Source organism: Leifsonia sp. GW821-FHT13C09 (assembly GCF_058806435.1).
On record NZ_JBXAPS010000001.1, the window covers coordinates 1253935 to 1271813 of the forward strand.

Below are 17879 nucleotides of genomic sequence, written 5' to 3' on the forward strand. Positions count from 1 at the left end.
GCGCGCGTCCGCTACTCCACGAACACGCCGCTGAGCGTCTTCTTCCCGCGGCGCAGCACCACCATGCCGCCCGGCAGCAGGTGGTCCCCCACCGGCGACTCCGCGTCCTCGACCTTGACGTTGTTCACGTAGACGCCGCCCTGCGCGACCGCGCGGCGGGCCTCGCCGAGGCTCTTGGTGAGTTCGGTGTCGACCAGGGCCTGGGCGATCGTGGTGGAGGAGGCCGTCGTCGTGTTGGGGAGCTCGCGGAGGGCCGACTCCAGGGTGCCGCGGTCCTGGTCGGCCAGGTCGCCCTGGCCGAAGAGGGCCTCGGACGCCGCGATCACGGCCTCCGTCGCCTCCACGCCGTGGATGAGCGCCGTCACCTCGTAGGCCAGCCGGCGTTGGGCCTCGCGGCGGAACGGCTCCTCGGCGACCGCGCGCTCCAGGCGCTCGATCTCGTCGCGGTGGAGGAAGGTGAAGACCTTGAGGCGGTCGATCACGTCGGCGTCGTCGGCGTTGAGCCAGAACTGGTAGATCCGGTAGGGGCTCGTGAGGCTCGCGTCCAGCCAGATCGCGTTGCCCTCGCTCTTTCCGAACTTGGTGCCGTCGCTGTTCGTGATCAGCGGGGTGCCGATCGCGTGGGCGTGCACGCCCTCCACCTTGCGGATCAGGTCGGTGCCGCTGGTCAGGTTGCCCCACTGGTCGCTGCCGCCGGTCTGCAGCACGCAGCCGTACTGGCGGTACAGCTCCAGGAAGTCCATGCCCTGCAGGATCTGGTAGCTGAACTCGGTGTAAGAGATGCCCTCGTCGGAGTTGAGGCGCGCCGCCACGGCGTCCTTCTTCAGCATCGTGCCGACACGGAAGTGCTTGCCGATCTCGCGCAGGAAGTCGATCGCCGACAGCGGCGCCGTCCAGTCCAGGTTGTTGACCAGGCGGACGGCGTTGTCGCCCTCCGACGACAGGAAGCGGGTGACCTGCTGCTGGAGGTAGCCGACCCACTCGGAGACGGTCTCCTTGGTGTTGAGCGTGCGCTCCGCGGTGGGCCGCGGGTCGCCGATCAGGCCGGTGGAACCGCCGACCAGGCCGAGCGGCTTGTGGCCGGCCAGCTGGAGGCGGCGCATGGTCAGGAGCTGCACGAGGTTGCCGAGGTGCAGGCTCGGCGCGGTCGGGTCGAAGCCGCAGTAGTAGGTGATGGGGTCGCCGGCCAGGAGCTCCTTGAGCGCGGTCTCGTCCGTGGAGACGTGGACGAGTCCGCGCCACTTCAGCTCGTCCCAGATGTCGTCGAACGACGGGTCGTTGGTCTGCGCGCTGAGCCTCTGCTCTGCGCTGCTCTGCTCTGCTGTGGCGGCGGTTTCTGGCACTCCCACAGAGTAGCAGCGGCGGCCCTCCCGCCCCGGTCGTCCATCAGGTCTGTAAGCCTGAGTATGCTTGAGACAGGCTCCACGGCCTGATATCATCTTGATCAGGCTCAGAGTCCTGACACGGAAGAAGCGTCCATGTTCGTCGTCACCGCCGACCAAGTCGACAGCCGCAGCCGGCCCGACATCGTCGCGCCCGCACTGGCAGCACTGAACGAGCGCCACGGCGACCGCCTCGCGCTGCCCGCCGATCGGAACGCCGGAGACGAGCTCCAGGCACTGACGGCCGACCCGGCCACCGCCCTCGACATCGTCACAGCGCTCACCCGCGGGGGCGCCTGGAGCGTCGGCCTCGGCATCGGCGGCGTGCGATCGCCGTTGCCCGGCGCGACCAGGGAGGCCAGCGGCGACGCGTTCGTCGCCGCCCGGGCCGCGGTCACCCGCGCCAAACGCGCGCCCCTCCGCTTCGCCGCGGAGGCCGTCGTCGCGCCGGACCCCGCAGCGGACGCCGAGGCCCTCATCGGACTCCTGCTGACCCTCCGGGCGGCACGGACCGACGCGGGCTGGGAGCTGTACGACCTGGTCGCCGGCGGCCTGACGCAGGCCGAGGCGGCAGCCAGGCTCGGCATCACCCCGCAGTCCGCCAGCGATCGCGCCCGCGCGGCCGGCCTGCGCGCCGACCTGGCGGCGCAGCCGGCCCTGGTTAGGCTGTTGGGGACCGCCGACGCAGCCCAGCAGTCGGCCGAACGACCGGAGGATGGATGACGCCCCTGCCCGTGCCGCAGCTCCTCGCCGCCGTCCTGCCGATCATCCTCTGGGCCCTCGCGCTGATCAGCGCCATCGCCGCCGTGTGCTGCATGATCGCCACGCTCCGCGCGCCGCGCCGGCCACTGGTCTACACCGCGGTCGGCCTGCTCGGGCTCGCATTCCTCCTCGTCGCGCTCCCCCAGCACGGCGCCCCCCTCGTCTTCCGCATGCTGATCGGCGTCGTCGCCCTCGCGCTGAGCGTCGTCGGCGGGGGTCCGGCCGCACAGCTCGCCCTCGCGCTCGCGACCCGGAGCACATCGGTGCCGGGCGTCCACGGCGGCATCGTCGTGCACGACCGGGTCAGCGGGATCGAGGAGACGCGCGAGGTGCTGCGCGGCGGGATGACGATCGGCTACCTGGAGCGCTTCGCGACCACGGGCTCGATCATGGCCGGCTTCCCGGAGGCGCTCGGCGTCATCGTCGCGATCAAGGGTGTGGGCCGCTTCACCGAGCTTGAGGCGCCGGAGGCTCGCGAGCGCTTCATCATCGGCACCCTGGTCAGCCTGATCTGGGCGTGCGTCTGCGCCGGGCTCTTCCGCTTCGCCGTCGCCTGACCGTCAGTCGTGCGACTTCGGGTGCCGCTTGTAGGGGCTCACCGTCGGGTCGCCGGGCAGCCAGTACCGCCACGGGAACGTCACGCTCCCGCCGGCGCCGGAGACGCCGGTGCGCGGCCCGGTCTCATAGGCCGGCTGCACGCTCGGCAGCTCCAGCTCGAACGGGGGCGCGAACAGGTCGGAGCCGTTCTCGGACAGCAGGATGCCCGCGGCCACCACGAGCCGCGCAGGGCCCCGGGCCAGGTCGCGCGCCGGGATCGCCCGGCCGACGGGACCGCCACGCCGATGGGCCGCCAGCTCGGCGCCCTCCACTACCTCCCCGGCGCGGAGCAGCACCGCCGACGAGAACCCCTCCGGCGAGCACACCACGTTCGCGCAGACGTGCATCCCATACGTGAAGTACGTGTACAGGTGGCCGGGATCGCCGTACATCACCGCGTTGCGCTTGGTGCGGCCTCGGAACGAGTGCGAGCCGGGGTCCACGCCGTCGCCGACGTAGGCCTCCACCTCGCTGATCCGGATGCCGACGACGCCCTCCTCCGTCTCGTGGCGGAGCACAGCGCCGAGCAGTTTCGGGGCGACCTCCAGCGCCGACGCGGTGAACACGTCGCGCCCGGGCCGGTAGAGCGTCATCGGCCCCCGCTCAGAAGATCCGGCCGCCGGCCACGACGGTGACGATCAGGCCGACGACGATCACCGCGACCGCCACGACGACGATCAGCGGGATGAGCCAGGCCGGGCGCCTGCCGGCCATCAGCCCAGGTCCCGCCGCGTCGCGACGAGCGCGCGGGTGAGGGCGCGAACCCGTTCCGTCAGCGCCGCGAGCTGGTCGGCGACCCGGTCGGGAGCGGTCCCGCCGGCCCCGGTACGGCTCGCGACAGAACCCTCGACGGTGAGCACCGAACGCACCTCCGGGGTGAGGAGCGGCGAGACAGCCGCGAGCTGCTCGTCCGTCAGGTCGCTCAGCTCCAGGCCGTTGTCCTCGGCGAACTTCACCAGGCTGCCGGTGATCTCGTGCGCGTTCCGGAACGGCACGTGCTGCTTCACCAGCCACTCGGCGACGTCGGTCGCGAGCGAGAAGCCCTGCGGCGCGAGCTCCGCCATCCGGTCGGTGTGGAAGCGCAGCGTCGAGACCATGCCGGCGAACGCGGGGAGGACGACCTCCAGCGTCTGCACCGAGTCGAACACCGGCTCCTTGTCCTCCTGGAGGTCGCGGTTGTACGCCAGCGGGAGGCCCTTGAGCGTCGTCAGCAGGCCGGTCAGGTTGCCGATGAGACGGCCGGCCTTGCCGCGCGCGAGCTCGGCGATGTCCGGGTTCTTCTTCTGCGGCATGATCGACGAGCCCGTGGAGTACGAGTCGTCCAGGGTCACGAAGCCGAACTCGCGCGTGTTCCAGAGGATGATCTCCTCGGCGAAGCGCGACACGTCGACGCCGATCTGAGCGGCGACGAACGCGAACTCGGCCACGACGTCGCGCGCGGCGGTGCCGTCGATCGAGTTCTCCGAGCTGGTCGCGAAGCCGAGCTCGCGGGCGACCAGCAGCGGGTCGAGGCCGAGCGTGGAGCCGGCGAGCGCCCCGGAGCCGTACGGCGAGACGTTCGCGCGCCGGTCCCAGTCGGCCAGCCGCTCCAGGTCGCGCACGAGCGGCCAGCAGTGCGCGAGCAGGTGGTGGGCGAGCAGCACGGGCTGCGCGTGCTGCAGGTGGGTGCGTCCGGGCATGATCGCGGTGGGATGCGCGTCCGCCTGGGCGGCGATCGCGTCGATGAGGGCGATCAGCCGCTCCGCGATGATGCCGGCGTGGTCGCGCAGGTAGAGGCGCACCAGCGTCGCGATCTGGTCGTTGCGGCTCCGGCCCGCGCGGAGCTTGCCGCCGAGCTCGGCGCCCGCCCGCTCGATCAGGCCGCGCTCCAGGGCGCCGTGGACGTCCTCATCGCTCTCGGCGGCGGCGAAGGAGCCGGAGATCACGTCGGTCTCCAGGACGTCGAGGGCGCCGATCATCCCGGCGAGCTCCACGTCGTCGAGATAGCCCGCGGCCGCGAGCGCGCGGGCGTGGGCCCGGGAGCCCGCGATGTCGTAGGACGCGAGCGCCCAGTCGAAGTGGGTGGATTTGCTCAGCGCGGCCAGCTCGGGCGAGGGTCCGCCCGCGAAGCGCGCGCCCCAGAGCTTGCCCTCGTCGGTCTTGCCGACGCCGTCGTTCGTGTCGGTCATGCCGCCCCCTCCTCGTTCTTCGCAAGCAGCCAGGCGAGCAGCGCCTTCTGGGCGTGGAGGCGGTTCTCGGCCTCGTCCCAGATCACCGACTGCGGCCCATCGATCACGTCGGCCGTCACCTCCAGGCCGCGGTAGGCGGGCAGGCAGTGCAGGAACACGGCGTCGTCCGCCGCGAGCCCCATCAGCTCGGCGTTCACCGTATAGTCGCCGAAGACGGCGACGCGCTCGGCCTTCTCGTCCTCCTTGCCCATCGACACCCAGGTGTCGGTGATGACGACGTCGGCGCCGGCCGCGGCCTCCCGGGCGTCAGTGAAGACGCCGACCGAGCCGCCGGTGCGCTCGGCGATCGCGGCCGCGTCGGCGACGACCGCCGCGTCGGGCGCGTACGCCGCGGGCGCCGCGACACGCACGTGCATCCCAGCGGTCGCCCCACCCAGCAGGTAGGAGTGCGACATGTTGCTGGCGCCGTCGCCGAAGAACGCGAGCGTCAGCCCCTCGGTGCGGCCCTTGTGCTCGCGGACGGTCTGCAGGTCGGCGAGGATCTGGCAGGGATGGAACTCGTCCGACAGCGCGTTGATCACGGGGACGGTCGTGCCCTCCGCCATCTCCTCCAGCCCGGTCTGCGCGAAGGTGCGCCAGACGATCGCGGCGACCATGCGCTCCAGCACGCGGGCGGTGTCGGCCAGCGACTCCTTGCCGCCGAGCTGGCTCTCGCCGCTCTGGATGATCAGCGGGCTGCCGCCGAGGTCCGCGATCCCGACGGCGAACGAGACGCGCGTGCGGGTCGAGGTCTTGTCGAAGATCACGGCGACTGTCTGCGGGCCGGAGAGCGGCTTCGCCGAGAAGCGGTCGGCCTTCAGGCGCGCGGCCAGGTCGAGCACCTCGGCCTGCTCGGCCGGGCTCAGGTCGTCGTCGCGGAGGAAATGACGGGTCATCGGGAGTCCTTGGTCTGCGTCGGTCGGAAGGTCAGGAGGCGTGGACGTCGGCGAGCGCGCGGCCGAACCGCTCGCGGAACTCCGCCAGCTCGGCGTCGCCCACGATCAGCGGCGGCGCGAGCCGGATGCTCGCCTCGTTCGGCGCGTTGATGATGAGGCCGTTGGCGAGCGCCGCGTCGGAGAGCCGGTGCGCCTCGCCGTCTGTGAGCCCGACGCCGATCAGCAGGCCCGCGCCGCGGATGTCGCCGATCAGCGGCGAGTTGTAGGAGCGCAGGATCGCACGCAGCTCCTCGCCGCGACGGGCGGCGTTGCCGACCAGGTCGGCGCGCTCGATCTCGCCGATCACCGCGTTGCCCGCGGCCGTCGCCAGCGGGTTGCCGCTGAACGTCGAGCCGTGCTGGCCCTGGCTGAACAGCTCCGAGGCGCGCCCGAAGGTGATGAGGGCGCCGATCGGCACGCCACCGGCGATGCCCTTCGCGACCGTGATCGCGTCGGGGAGGATGCCGGCGTGCTGGTATGCGAACCAGCGACCGGTGCGGCCGATGCCGGTCTGGATCTCGTCGATGATCAGCAGCGCGCCGTGCTGCTCGGTGAGCTCGCGGGCCCGCTGGAGGAAGCCCTCCGGGAGGTCGAGCACGCCGGCCTCGCCCTTGATCGGCTCCACGAACAGCGCCGCCACGCGGTCGTCGATCGCGGCCTCCAGCGCGTGGATGGTCGAGTCGATGTGCTCGACACCGCCGGGCAGCGGCTCGAACGCCTCGCGCATCGGCGGCTTGCCGGTCAGCGCGAGCGAACCCATCGTGCGGCCGTGGAAGGCGTTGTGCAGGGCGAGCACCCGCGTGCGCTTGCCGTGCGGTCCCTTGTTGAGCCGTGCAAGCTTGAAGGCGGCCTCGTTGGCCTCGGCGCCGGAGTTGCCGAACAGGATGCGGCCGTGCTCCCCCGCGCCGGTGATCGCGCGCAGGCGCTCGGCGAGCTCCAGCTGCGGCGCTGTCGAGAAGTAGTTGGAGACGTGCGCGAGCGTCGCCACCTGGCTGCTCACCGCCTCCACCAGCACCGGATGCGCGTGGCCCAGCGAGTTGACCGCGATGCCGGCGAGGAAGTCGAGGTACTCGTTGCCGTCGACGTCCCAGACCCGGCAGCCCTCGCCGCGGGCGAGCATGAGCTTGGGTGTCGCGAGCGTGCGCATCATGGCGTCGCCGAAGCGCGGCTTCCAGCGCCCTTGGGTGTTCGCGTCCATGCTGTGCGTGGCCGATGCGCTCATGCCGGCACCACCTCCGTTCCGATTCCGGACTGCGTGAAGACCTCGAGCAGGATCGAGTGCGCCACGCGGCCGTCGATGATCGCAGCCTTGGGGACGCCGCCGTCGACGGCGTCCAGACAGGCCGCCATCTTGGGGATCATTCCGGACTCCAGCGACGGCAGCAGCTCGCGCAGCTCGGGCGCGGCGATCTTGGACAGCAGGGAGTCGCGGTTCGGCCAGTCGCTGTAGAGCCCGGCGACGTCGGTCAGGATGACGAGCTTGGCCGCCCCGAGCGCGACGGCGAGCGCGGCCGCCGCGGCGTCGGCGTTGACGTTGAGCGCCTGGCCCGGGTCGTCGATGTCCGGCGCGATCGAGGAGACCACCGGGATGCGGCCGGCGTCGAGCTGGGCGAGCACGGCCTCCGGATTCACCCCGATGACGTCGCCGACCAGGCCGAGGTCCACCTCGTCGCCGTCGACCACGGCGCCGCGCTTGCGGCCCTGGAACAGGCCGGCGTCCTCCCCGGAGAGCCCGGCGGCGAGCGGCCCGTGCTTGTTGATGTTGCTCACGATGTCGCGGTTGATCTGCCCGGTCAGCACCATACGGACCACGTCCATCGCCTCGGGCGTGGTCACCCGGTAGCCGCCGCGGAACTCGCTCTCGATGCCGAGCCGATCGAGCATCGCGGAGATCTGCGGGCCGCCGCCGTGCACGACCACCGGGCGCAGGCCGGCATAGCGCAGGTAGACGATGTCCTCGGCGAAGGTGCGCTGGAGGTCGTCGTTCACCATCGCGTTGCCGCCGAACTTCACCACGATGATGCGGTCGTGGAAGGTCTTCAGCCAGGGCAGCGACTCGATGAGGGTCGCGGCCTTGTCCGCGGCGGCGGCGTGCTCGGCGGCCTCTGCGGTGTCGGTGTCGGCGGTGGCGGTGTCGTCGGTCACTGTGGTCATCTCAGCTGGAGTAGGCACTGTTCTCGTGGACGTAGTCGTGGGTCAGGTCGTTGGTGAGGATGGCCGCCGTCTCGTCGCCCGCGTGCAGGTCGATGAGCACATGCACGGCACGCGGCGTCAGGTCGACGAGGTCGCGCGGCTGGTCCGGCTCCCCCGCCGTGCACACCTGCACGCCGTTGATCGCGACGTCGATCCCGTACGGGTCGAACTCGGCGTCGGTCGTGCCGACTGCGGCGAGCACCCGGCCCCAGTTCGGATCGTTGCCGAAGATGGCCGCCTTGAACAGATTGGACCGGGACACCGCGCGGCCGACCGCCACGGCGTCGTCCTCGGTGCGGGCGTTGACGACCTCGATCGTGACGTCGTGGGAGGCGCCCTCGGCGTCTTCCTGGAGCTGCTTGGCCAGGCTGCGGCACACCTCGGTGAGCGCGAGCGTGAACTCCGCGAGATCCGGCGTGACGCCGCTGGCGCCGGAGCCGAGCAGCGCGACGGTGTCGTTGGTGGACATGCAGCCGTCCGAGTCGAGCCGGTCGAAGGTGACCCGGGTGGCGGCGCGGAGCGCGGTGTCGAGCTGCGCGGAGTCGAGCACGGCGTCGGTGGTGATGACCACGAGCATCGTCGCCAGCCCTGGTGCGAGCATCCCCGCGCCCTTGGCCATGCCGCCGACCGCCCAGCCGGCCGGCGAGACCTGCTCGGCCTGCTTCGGCCGGGTGTCGGTGGTCATGATCGCCTCGGCGGCGCCGAGCCCGGAGTCGCCCGCGAGCGCGGTGGCCGCCTGGGCGACCCCCGCGGTCAGCTTGTCGACGTCGAGCTGGTCGCCGATCAGGCCTGTGGAGCAGACCAGCACGTCGCCGGCGGAGACGCCGAGGGCCGAACCGACGGCCTCCGCCGTCGCGTGCGTGGTCTGGAAGCCCTGCGCGCCGGTGTAGCAGTTGGCGCCGCCGGAGTTGAGGACGATGGCGGACACGACGCCGTCCGCGATGACCCGCTCGCTCCAGAGGACGGGGTTCGCCTTGCAGCGGTTCGTCGTGAAGACCGCCGCCGCCGCGGTGAGCGGCCCGCGGTTCTGGACGAGCGCGAGGTCGCGCTTGCCGCTGGACTTGAGGCCGGCGACGACGCCCGCGGCCGAGAATCCCTTGGCGGTGGTGACGCTCATGGCGCGACTCCGTTCACACTGAGGCCGGCGGTCTCGGCGAGTCCGAGAGCGAGGTTCGCGGACTGGATCGCCGCGCCGGCCGTTCCCTTGTACAGATTGTCGATCGCGAGCACGGTGACGACCCGGCCCGCCGCCTGATCGAGGGCGACCCCGATCAGCACGGTGTTCGAGCCCAGCACGTCCGCGGTGCGCGGCACACTGCCGGCCGGAAGGACGTGGACGAAAGGCTCGTCGGCGTAGGCGGCCTCCCAGACCTCCTGGACGTGTGCGGCAGTCACCCCCGGCTTCACCCGAGCAGTGGAGGTCGCCAGGATGCCGCGCGACATCGGCACGAGCACCGGCGTGAACGACAGGGTCGGCGCGACGGCACCGGCCTTGCGCAGGTTCTGCTGGATCTCCGGGATGTGCCGGTGCGTCCCGCCGACCGCGTACGGGTTGGCGGAGCCGAGGATCTCGCTGGCCAGGTACATCGTCTTGAGCGACTTCCCGGCGCCGGACGGCCCGACGGCGAGGACGCTGACGATGTCCTCCTCCTCGATCACGCCGGCGTGGATACCGGGCGCGAGGGCGAGCGAGACCGCGCTCGCGTTGCAGCCGGGTGCGGCGATGCGGGTGGCGGCGGCGAGGTTCGCGCGCTGCTTGGCGCCATCCGGTCCGACCAGGAGTTCGGGGACGCCGTACGCCCAGGAGCCGTAGTACTCGCCGCCGTAGAACGCCGCCCAGTCGGCGGGGTCCTCCAGCCGGTGGTCGGCGCCGGCGTCGACCACGAGCGTGTCGTGGGGCAGCTGCGCGGCGACCTCCCCCGAGCGGCCGTGCGGCAGCGCCAGGAAGACGACGTCGTGGCCGGCGAGGTTCTCCGGCGTGCTCTCGGAGAGGGTGAGGTGGGCGAGCGAGCGCAGATGCGGCTGGTGCGCGGCGAGCGGATGACCGGCGTTGTTGTGCGCGGTCACGGTGCGGATCTCGAAATCGGGGTGATCGGCGAGGATGCGCAGCAGCTCGCCACCCGCGTACCCGGAGGCACCGGCGACGGCAACCGAGAAAGTCATGCTTGTTCCTTGATGAGGTGGACGACAGGGGGCCGAGGATCCGGCGACGCCCCTGTCCGACCGCGAAGGGTCGCCCGAGCGCCGCCTAGATTCGGCGGTCGCGCAGGCGTCGGCGCATCGAGGGGGCACCGACGTTAAGCATGTAGACCACCCTAGCGCCCTGGCCGGGTCGGCCGCCAAATCGCGCCCGTCACACAACGCCCCAGGGCGCCGCGATTCGTGCCGAATGTCGCGTCTGGCGGCGCGAGAGTCGACATTCGTGCCGAATGTCGTCGTCGCGATTCGTGCCGAATGTCGTGATTGGCGGAGGCTAACGCGACATTCGGCACGAATCGTCGGTGGCTACTCGCGGATGTGGGCGCCGAAGAGCTCGTCGGCGCGAGCGGCGCCGGCGAGCTTCGCCTCGCTGGCCTCGGCTGCCGTCAGCGTGCGGTCGTCGGCACGGAAGCGCAGCGCGAAGGTGATGCTCTTGTGGTCGGCCGGGAGGCCGGCGCCGCGGTAGTCGTCGACCAGGCGGATGTCCTCCAGGAGCGTGCCGGCGCCCTCCCGGACCGCGGCCATCAGTTCGCCGGCCGGGACCTCGTCGCGCACGACGAGGGAGAGGTCCTGCGTCGCCGCCGGGAAGCCGGCGATCACGCCCGCGACGATGTCGGCGGGCGCCACGGCGATCAGCGCGTCCAGGTCGAGCTCGTAGACGGCCACCACGCGCGGGAGGTCGAGGTCTTCCGCGATCGCGGGCAGCAGCTCGCCGGCGTAGCCGACCGTGACGCGCGTGCCGTCCGCGGCGTGCGCGACCAGCTGGGCCGTGCGCCCCGGGTGGAGGGCCTGGTGGCGGCTCTGCACCGGCTCGACGCGCACGCCGACGGCGGTCGCGGTCTGCTGAACCGCCGTGAGCGCGTCGGCCACGCCGGCGGCCACGGGAGCCTGGCCCGGCTGCTTCTCCACCGTGTTGCCGACGATCAGACCGGCCAGGTGGCGCGGCTGCGCGGGGATGCCCGCGTTGAGGCCGGCGAGCACGTCATCGCCAGGAAGGGCCGCGCCGAGCGGCAGCTCCTCGCTGCCGAGCACGCCCCCTCCGGGCAGGAACACGGTGCCGAGCTCGTAGATGCGGAGGTCGACCAGGCCGCGCGCGAGGTTGCGCTTGGCCACGTCGATGAGGCCCGGGAGCAGCGACGTGCGCAGGTAGGGGGCGGTCGCGTCGAGCGCGTTGGCCAGCCGCACAGCGGGCACGCCGCCGGCCTCGGGCGAGCCGAACAGGTCGTTCTCCGCCTCCGAGACGAACGGGAAGGCGAGCACCTCGGTCGCGCCGTTGTCGGCGAGCATCTGGGCGACGGCGCGGCGCAGCTTCTGCGCGCGCGTCAGGCCGCGGCCGGGAGGCGCGACGGGCAGCACCGACGGGATGCGGTCGAACCCGACGATCCGGGCGACCTCCTCGGCCAGGTCGGACTTGTCGCGCAGGTCGGGACGCCAGCTCGGCGGCACGACCAGCAGGCCGTCGGCGTCGCCGGTCACGGTCCCGCCGATCTCGGCGAGCGCGCCGCGCACCTCGTCGTCCGTGAACTCCACGCCGATCAGGTTCGGGATGTAGTCGCTCGGCAGGCGGATCGGCTCGGCCTCCCCGGCCGTGTCCAGCAGCGAGCCGAGCTCGTCGGCGTGGCCGCCGGCCAGCTGCTCCAGGAGCTGCACGACGCGTGCGGCCGCCGCGACGGCGACGCGCGGGTCGACGCCGCGCTCGAAACGCTTGGACGCCTCGCTCGGCAGCTTGTGCCGGCGGGCGGTGCGCGCGATCGACACCGGGTCGAAGTTCGCCGCCTCCACGAGCACGTTCCTGGTGCCTGCGCCGATCTCGGTGGACGCGCCGCCCATCACGCCGGCCAGGCCGATGGCACCGGACTCGTCGGTGATGAGGAGGTCCTCGACGTCCAGCCTGCGGGTCTGGTCGTCCAGGGTCACCAGGGTCTCGCCCGGGTGGGCGCGGCGCACGACGATGCCGCCGGACAGCTTGTCCAGGTCGTAGCCGTGGATCGGCTGGCCGAGCTCGAGCATCACGTAGTTGGTGATGTCCACGATGAGCGAGATGGAGCGGACGCCGGCGAGCTTCAGCCGAGCCACCATCCACGGCGGGGTGGGCCGGGAGCCGTCGACGTCGCGGACCACGCGCGTCACGAAGACCGTGGCCCCGACGCGCCCGCGGATCGGGGCGCGGTCGTCGATCGTCACGCTGAAGCCGTGCGCGTGCGCGCCCGCGGAGTGCACGCGGACCGCCTCAGCCGGGTCACGGAACGCCGCCCCGGTCGCGTGCGAGTACTCGCGGGCGATGCCGCGGATCGAGAAGGCGTAGCCGCGGTCGGGGGTGACGTTGACCTCCACCGCGGTGTCGTCCAGCCCGAGCAGCGAGATGGCGTCGGTGCCGACCTCCGGGTCGAGACCCAGCGTCTTCAGCCGCAGGATGCCCTCGTGGTCGTCGCCGAGGCCGAGCTCGCGCGCGGAGGCGATCATGCCGTCCGAGACGTGGCCGTAGGTCTTGCGCGCGGCGATCGGGAACGGGCCGGGCAGGATCGAGCCGGGCAGCGTCACGACGACCTTGTCCCCGGCGAAGAAGTTGCGGGCGCCGCAGACGATGCCGCGCACGTCCTCGCCGCCGTCGGCGGCCTTCTGCCCTTCGGGCGCGACGCGCACGCGGCACCAGCGGATGGTCTTGCCGTTGCTCTGCGGCTCCTCCTCGAACTCCAGCACCTGGCCGACGACCACCGGGCCGGTGATCTCGAAGGTGTGGACGTCCTCCTCCTCGAGCCCGACGGACACGAGGGCGGCGTGGACCTCCTCGGCGGTCGTGCCGGGCTCCAGGTCGACGTACTCGCCGAGCCAACTCAGGGGGACGCGCATCAGACCACCATTCCGAACTGCTGGGAGAACCGGACATCGCCCTCGGCCATGTCACGCATGTCTTTGACGTCGTTGCGGAACATCAGCGCCCGCTCGACGCCCATCCCGAACGCGAACCCGGAGTAGACCTCCGGGTCGATGCCCGCCGAGCGCAGCACGTTCGGGTTCACCATGCCGCAGCCACCCCACTCGATCCAGCGCGCGCCGCCCTTGAAGGTCGGGTGCCAGAGGTCGAGCTCGGCACTCGGCTCGGTGAACGGGAAGTAGTTGGGGCGCAGGCGCACGCGCGCGCCCTCGCCGAACAGCGTCTTGGCGAAGTGGTCGAGCGTGCCGCGCAGGTGCGCCATGGTCAGGCCCTTGTCGACGGCGATGCCCTCGGTCTGGGTGAAGACCGGGAGGTGCGTGGCGTCGAACTCGTCGGTGCGGAACACCCGGCCCGGCGCGATGCGGTAGACCGGCAGCTCGTTCCCGAGGAGGGCACGGAGCTGCACCGGCGAGGTGTGCGTGCGCATCACGAGGTGCGCGTTCGTGGGCTCCACGAAGAACGTGTCCTGCATGGCGCGCGCCGGGTGGTCGGCGTCGAAGTTGAGCGCGTCGAAGTTGTACCACTCGCTCTCCAGCTCCGGGCCCTCCGCGACCTCCCAGCCCATGCCGACGAAGATGTCGGCGATGCGCTCCTGCAAGAGGCTCAGCGGGTGCCGGGCGCCGGGCGTCCAGCGGGTCGGGAGCGCGGTGACGTCCACAGCCTCGGCGGCGAGCCGGGCGGCGTCCTCCTCGGCCGCGATCACGGCCTCCTTGGCGGCGAGCGCCTGGTTCACGCGGCCACGCGCGCCGCCGACGAGCTTGCCCGCCGCGGCCTTCTGGTCGCCCGGGAGCGAGCGGATGGCCGCGTTCAGCCGTGCGAGCGGAGAGCCCTCCGCGGTGTGGTCGTGGCGGACGGCCTTCAGCGCGTCCGAGGTGCCGGCGGCGTCGATCGCGGCGAGCGCCGCGCCGACGGCCGCGTCGACGGTCGCCTCGGTGAATTCTGTGGTTTCAGACACGGTTCCCCAGTTTAGTCGGTGGACGAGGAGGGCTCTGCGGCCGAGTCGGGAGGTTCGGCGGCCGGACCGAGGGCTATTCCGCCGAGTACACCAGGTACGCGGCCTCCCACAGCCGGTCGGGCGCCGGGACGGTCAGCCCGGAGAGCAGCAGGGTCAGCTGGTCGATCAGCTGGTGCCAGCCCGCCGCGAAGTCGGGCGCCGAGCGCAGCCGCCCGGCGCCGAAGGTGTCCTCTACTCCGTCTTGCTCGAGCGACAGCAGCGTGCCGTCGCCTGTCTCCGTGAGGCGGATGCTCACCGCGGCGTCGCCCCAGCTGAAGCGGAGGTGCGCGCACTCCTCGAGCTCCAGCACCTCCAGGACCTGGACCGCGCCCGCCACGTTCTCGTCGCCGAGCCGCATCACGTCGCCGAGCCGCAGCCGGCGCTCGCGCGCGGGATCGTCGGGCCACTCCACCACCGGCCACAGCCAGCGGCCGACCCGGTCGGGCAGCGTGAGGGCGTCCCAGACCTCGTCCACGGGAGCGTCGAGGAGGCGCTGAAGCGAGACGGCGGACCGACCGCCGGTGCGTTCCATCCTCGCGGGGACCAGCGCGGCCTCCTCGCGGCGGTACTCGTCCAGCGCCGCGTCGAACGCCGCCGGATCCGCAGCCTCGCCGAGGTAGCCGTCGTGCTCCTGCGGCGACGCGTCGGCGCCGAGCTCGCGGGCCAGGTGGGTGAGAACGTCCTGCCAGCCCGCGCCGTACACGGAGGCCGTGATCGCCTGGACGCGCCGGTGCGTCAGCGTGAGGAGGACGCGGCCCTCGCCTGCTGGCTCGATGACGGCCTCCAGCTCGGTCGGCGCCTCCACCTGGCCGGCGCCGCTGAACCGCCAGGTCACCAGGAGGCGCCGTTCCGGCTCGCACGCCAGAACGCGACCGTCGACAACGGCGTCGGCGTCCGGGCCGCCCATCGCGAGCCGGAATCCCTCGGCGGTCTGCTTGTAGCGGCCGATCCAGCGGGCCAGCCGCTCGGGTTCGGTGAGCGCAGCCCAGAGGTCGGCGGCGGTCGCGGGATACTCACGCTCGACCGTCAGCGAGCGGCGCGCGCCGTCGAGGGCGAGCTCTCCCCAGAGGGTCACGATGCGGCCTTTCCTCTGCCCTGGGGCTGGGGCCGGGTTCCGCGGACTACGCGCGAGGCGTCTCCCCGCTGCAGCCGCCGTCCGCGCGCCAGTTCGGTTCCGAGCGCGTCCAGCCGCTGCTCCCACATCGCCCCCAAGCCGTCGAACCAGGCCGCCGCCGCCGCCAGCCCCTCCGGCTCCAGCGCGTAGACGCGGCGCTGCCCGTCCACCCGGGAGGCCACCACGCCCGACTCCCGCAGCACCCGCAGGTGCCGGGACGCCGCCGGCTGCGTGATCCCGAACTCGTCGGCGGCGAGCGTCGCGAGCTCGCCCGCCGTGCGCTCACCGCGCGCGAGCAGCTCCACGAAGCGACGACGCACGGGGTCGCCCACCGCTTCCAGACCGTCCATGCACGCAATCTATCAAGACGGTGTTATATAACGCAAGCCTTATGGGTTACTCTGACCGCTGTGCGAAGGCCGACTCGTACAGGCAGACCGACGCCGCGGTCGCGAGGTTCATCGACTCGGCCCGGCCGTAGATCGGCACCGTGACCACGCGGTCGACCAGCCCGAGCAGGTCGTCGGCGAGCCCGTGGGCCTCGTTCCCGAACACCCACGCGGTCGGCCGGGCGAGCTGGCCCTCCTGACGCGCGGCGAGGAGGTCCTCCCCCTTGATGTCGGCGGCCAGCACCTGCAGGCCCGCACTGTGCGCCCGGCCGACCACATCGGCGAGGTCGGCGCCGACCGCCACCGGGACGTGGAACAGCGACCCCGTCGTGGAGCGCACGACCTTCGGGTTGTAGAGGTCCACGGTGCGACCGGTGAGCACGACGGCGTCGGCGCCCGCGGAGTCGGCGGCGCGGATGATCGTGCCCGCATTGCCGGGGTCGCGCACCTCCTCCAGGATCGCCACCAGCCGGGGCTCGTCGGCGAAGATGTCGCGGACGGAGGTCGGGAACTGCCGGCACACGGCCACGAAACCCTGCGGCGTGACCGTGTCGGCCATCGTGTCGAGCACGTGCTCGGTGACGAACTCGACGTCGACACCGGCCTCCACGGCGGTCTGCGCGATGTCCTGGTAGCGCTCCAGCGCCGTCGGCGTCGCGTAGAGCTCGACGACCAGTTCCGGTCGGTAGGTCAGCGCCTCGGAGACCGCCTGCGGCCCTTCGAGGAGGAACAGCCCGGTCTCGGCACGGGCGGGACGCTTCGCGAGCTTCGCGACGGCGCGGACGCGCGGCGAGCGCGGGTTGTCAAGCATGCGCACAGCTTATCGGCGGGGAACGCCGAACGGCCCGGCCGACGCGAGGTCGGCCGGGCCGTTCGTGGTGGTGCAGCTGCTTACGCGGCCTTCGGGGCCGAGGTGTCGGCCGGGAGGGCCTTCTTCGCGGTCTCCACGAGCGCCGCGAAGGTCGCGGGCTCGTTCACGGCCAGCTCGGCGAGGATGCGACGGTCGACCTCGACGCCCGCCAGGCCCAGGCCCTGGATGAGGCGGTTGTAGGTGAGACCGTTGGCGCGGCTCGCGGCGTTGATCCGCTGGATCCAGAGACGGCGGAAGTCGCCCTTCTTCTGGCGGCGGTCACGGTACGCGTAGACGAGGGAGTGGGTGACCTGCTCCTTCGCCTTGCGGTAGAGGCGCGACCGCTGACCGCGGTAGCCCTCGGCGCGCTCGAGGATGACCCGACGCTTCTTGTGGGCGTTGACGGCCCTCTTCACTCTTGCCATTAGTCGATATTCCTTACGTGCGTGTCGGGGGGATTACTTGCCGAGCATCCGGCGGATGACCTTGGCATCCACCTCGGGGACGACCTGCTCCGCGTTCAGGCGGCGCTTGCGGTCGCTGGACTTGACCTCCAGGTTGTGGCGCATGCCGGCCTGCTGCTTCATGACCTTGCCGCTGCCGGTGATCTTGAAGCGCTTCTTGGCGCCGGAGTGGGACTTCTGCTTGGGCATTACTTCTCCTCGTTCGTCGCCTGGGCGGGCGAACTCTCTTCGGACTGAGCAGCGTCGGCTGTCTCAGCAACCGCCTCCTGGTCGCGCCCCTGGGCGCGCGCCTTGGAAGCGGCACGTACTGCGTTTGCCTCGGCCTTGGCCTCGGACTTGTTCTTGAGCGGGCTGATGATCATCACCATGTTGCGACCGTCGATGGTCGGGTTCGACTCGACCTGGCCGAACTCGGCGACGTCCTCCGCGAAGCGCTGCAGCAGTCGGACGCCCTGCTCGGGGCGCGACTGCTCGCGGCCGCGGAACAGGATCATGGCCTTGACCTTGTCGCCGGACTTCAGGAAGCCTTCGGCGCGCTTGCGCTTGGTCTCGTAGTCGTGCTTGTCGATCTTGAGGCGGAACCGGACCTCTTTGAGGATGGTGTTCGCCTGGTTGCGCCGGGCCTCCTTGGCCTTCTGCGCAGCCTCGTACTTGAACTTGCCGTAGTCCATGATCTTCGCGACCGGCGGCTTGGAATTGGGCGCGACCTCGACCAGGTCGAGATCCGCCTCCTGCGCGAGTCGGATGGCGACCTCGATCTTGACGACGCCGACCTGCTCTCCGCTGGGGCCGACGAGTCGAACTTCGGGGACGCGGATACGGTCATTCGTACGGGGTTCGCTGATGTCAGTCTCCTCT

The 17879-nt window shown here is 71.8% G+C and carries 18 protein-coding genes; 2 read left to right on the forward strand and 16 right to left on the reverse strand.

What is annotated here, in order from left to right; all coding sequences use genetic code 11:
• Window positions 1–11: 11 nt before the first annotated feature.
• Entirely contained in the window at window positions 12–1343 is a 1332-nt protein-coding gene (gene tyrS, locus AC1ROW_RS06130; protein WP_493017950.1) for a tyrosine--tRNA ligase, read from the reverse strand.
• A 135-nt stretch (window positions 1344–1478) separates the two neighbouring features.
• Between tyrS and AC1ROW_RS06135 the strand changes: the two genes are divergently transcribed.
• Window positions 1479–2105, forward strand: a complete 627-nt coding sequence (locus tag AC1ROW_RS06135) for a DNA-binding protein (protein ID WP_493017951.1) — start codon at window positions 1479–1481, stop codon at window positions 2103–2105.
• Entirely contained in the window at window positions 2102–2701 is a 600-nt protein-coding gene (locus AC1ROW_RS06140; protein WP_493017952.1) for a hypothetical protein, read from the forward strand. Before AC1ROW_RS06135 ends, AC1ROW_RS06140 begins: the two co-directional genes overlap by 4 nt.
• A gap of 3 nt (window positions 2702–2704) precedes the next feature.
• Here the strand turns inward: AC1ROW_RS06140 and AC1ROW_RS06145 are convergent, their stop codons facing one another.
• From AC1ROW_RS06145 to infC, 15 genes are all read right to left on the reverse strand, one after another.
• On the reverse strand, window positions 2705–3334 hold the full coding sequence (locus AC1ROW_RS06145; RefSeq protein WP_493017953.1) for a DNA-3-methyladenine glycosylase: 630 nt from the start codon (window positions 3332–3334) through the stop codon (window positions 2705–2707).
• Between the two features lie 120 nt (window positions 3335–3454).
• Window positions 3455–4909, reverse strand: a complete 1455-nt coding sequence (gene argH / locus AC1ROW_RS06150; protein WP_493017954.1) for an argininosuccinate lyase — start codon at window positions 4907–4909, stop codon at window positions 3455–3457.
• Window positions 4906–5844, reverse strand: coding sequence for an ornithine carbamoyltransferase (argF, locus tag AC1ROW_RS06155; protein WP_493017955.1), 939 nt, complete (start codon window positions 5842–5844; stop codon window positions 4906–4908). Before argF ends, argH begins: the two co-directional genes overlap by 4 nt.
• Window positions 5845–5875: 31 nt before the next feature.
• The gene (locus AC1ROW_RS06160; protein ID WP_493017956.1) at window positions 5876–7105 is read right to left on the reverse strand and encodes an acetylornithine transaminase; all 1230 of its coding nucleotides are present in this window, start codon (window positions 7103–7105) and stop codon (window positions 5876–5878) included.
• Window positions 7102–8037 (reverse strand): acetylglutamate kinase, encoded by a 936-nt coding sequence (argB, locus tag AC1ROW_RS06165; RefSeq protein ID WP_493017957.1) that lies wholly within the window; start codon window positions 8035–8037, stop codon window positions 7102–7104. Before argB ends, AC1ROW_RS06160 begins: the two co-directional genes overlap by 4 nt.
• Window position 8038: 1 nt before the next feature.
• The gene (gene argJ, locus AC1ROW_RS06170) at window positions 8039–9193 is read right to left on the reverse strand and encodes a bifunctional glutamate N-acetyltransferase/amino-acid acetyltransferase ArgJ (RefSeq protein ID WP_493017958.1); all 1155 of its coding nucleotides are present in this window, start codon (window positions 9191–9193) and stop codon (window positions 8039–8041) included.
• Complete coding sequence (gene argC, locus AC1ROW_RS06175; protein WP_493017959.1) at window positions 9190–10239, reverse strand: N-acetyl-gamma-glutamyl-phosphate reductase; 1050 nt, start codon at window positions 10237–10239, stop codon at window positions 9190–9192. Before argC ends, argJ begins: the two co-directional genes overlap by 4 nt.
• A 342-nt stretch (window positions 10240–10581) precedes the next feature.
• Window positions 10582–13125, reverse strand: coding sequence for a phenylalanine--tRNA ligase subunit beta (pheT, locus tag AC1ROW_RS06180; protein WP_493017960.1), 2544 nt, complete (start codon window positions 13123–13125; stop codon window positions 10582–10584).
• The gene (gene pheS, locus AC1ROW_RS06185) at window positions 13125–14165 is read right to left on the reverse strand and encodes a phenylalanine--tRNA ligase subunit alpha (RefSeq protein WP_493017961.1); all 1041 of its coding nucleotides are present in this window, start codon (window positions 14163–14165) and stop codon (window positions 13125–13127) included. The genes pheT and pheS overlap by 1 nt, the downstream gene beginning before the upstream one ends.
• 73 nt (window positions 14166–14238) lie before the next feature.
• Window positions 14239–15279 carry an SRPBCC family protein gene (locus tag AC1ROW_RS06190; protein ID WP_493017962.1) on the reverse strand — a complete coding sequence of 347 codons (1041 nt, stop codon included), beginning with the start codon at window positions 15277–15279 and terminating at the stop codon, window positions 14239–14241.
• On the reverse strand, window positions 15276–15668 hold the full coding sequence (locus AC1ROW_RS06195; protein WP_493017963.1) for an ArsR/SmtB family transcription factor: 393 nt from the start codon (window positions 15666–15668) through the stop codon (window positions 15276–15278). Before AC1ROW_RS06195 ends, AC1ROW_RS06190 begins: the two co-directional genes overlap by 4 nt.
• Before the next feature lie 46 nt (window positions 15669–15714).
• Window positions 15715–16518, reverse strand: coding sequence for a TrmH family RNA methyltransferase (locus AC1ROW_RS06200; RefSeq protein WP_493017964.1), 804 nt, complete (start codon window positions 16516–16518; stop codon window positions 15715–15717).
• An 80-nt stretch (window positions 16519–16598) separates the two neighbouring features.
• Window positions 16599–16982 (reverse strand): 50S ribosomal protein L20, encoded by a 384-nt coding sequence (rplT, locus tag AC1ROW_RS06205; protein ID WP_185278177.1) that lies wholly within the window; start codon window positions 16980–16982, stop codon window positions 16599–16601.
• 33 nt (window positions 16983–17015) lie between these two features.
• Complete coding sequence (gene rpmI, locus AC1ROW_RS06210; RefSeq protein ID WP_493017965.1) at window positions 17016–17210, reverse strand: 50S ribosomal protein L35; 195 nt, start codon at window positions 17208–17210, stop codon at window positions 17016–17018.
• Entirely contained in the window at window positions 17210–17866 is a 657-nt protein-coding gene (gene infC / locus AC1ROW_RS06215) for a translation initiation factor IF-3 (RefSeq protein WP_185278829.1), read from the reverse strand. The genes rpmI and infC overlap by 1 nt, the downstream gene beginning before the upstream one ends.
• Window positions 17867–17879: the final 13 nt, after the last annotated feature.

Coding starts and splice junctions, on each gene's coding strand:
- AC1ROW_RS06195 (WP_493017963.1), bottom strand. CDS start 15,668: ATGGACGGTCTGGAAGCGGTGGGCGACCCCGTGCGTCGTCGCTTCGTG.
- AC1ROW_RS06135 (WP_493017951.1), top strand. CDS start 1,479: ATGTTCGTCGTCACCGCCGACCAAGTCGACAGCCGCAGCCGGCCCGAC.
- argH (WP_493017954.1), bottom strand. CDS start 4,909: ATGACCGACACGAACGACGGCGTCGGCAAGACCGACGAGGGCAAGCTC.
- argB (WP_493017957.1), bottom strand. CDS start 8,037: ATGACCACAGTGACCGACGACACCGCCACCGCCGACACCGACACCGCA.
- AC1ROW_RS06200 (WP_493017964.1), bottom strand. CDS start 16,518: ATGCTTGACAACCCGCGCTCGCCGCGCGTCCGCGCCGTCGCGAAGCTC.
- AC1ROW_RS06160 (WP_493017956.1), bottom strand. CDS start 7,105: ATGAGCGCATCGGCCACGCACAGCATGGACGCGAACACCCAAGGGCGC.
- AC1ROW_RS06140 (WP_493017952.1), top strand. CDS start 2,102: ATGACGCCCCTGCCCGTGCCGCAGCTCCTCGCCGCCGTCCTGCCGATC.
- AC1ROW_RS06145 (WP_493017953.1), bottom strand. CDS start 3,334: ATGACGCTCTACCGGCCCGGGCGCGACGTGTTCACCGCGTCGGCGCTG.
- rplT (WP_185278177.1), bottom strand. CDS start 16,982: ATGGCAAGAGTGAAGAGGGCCGTCAACGCCCACAAGAAGCGTCGGGTC.
- argF (WP_493017955.1), bottom strand. CDS start 5,844: ATGACCCGTCATTTCCTCCGCGACGACGACCTGAGCCCGGCCGAGCAG.
- argJ (WP_493017958.1), bottom strand. CDS start 9,193: ATGAGCGTCACCACCGCCAAGGGATTCTCGGCCGCGGGCGTCGTCGCC.
- pheT (WP_493017960.1), bottom strand. CDS start 13,125: ATGCGCGTCCCCCTGAGTTGGCTCGGCGAGTACGTCGACCTGGAGCCC.
- argC (WP_493017959.1), bottom strand. CDS start 10,239: ATGACTTTCTCGGTTGCCGTCGCCGGTGCCTCCGGGTACGCGGGTGGC.
- rpmI (WP_493017965.1), bottom strand. CDS start 17,210: ATGCCCAAGCAGAAGTCCCACTCCGGCGCCAAGAAGCGCTTCAAGATC.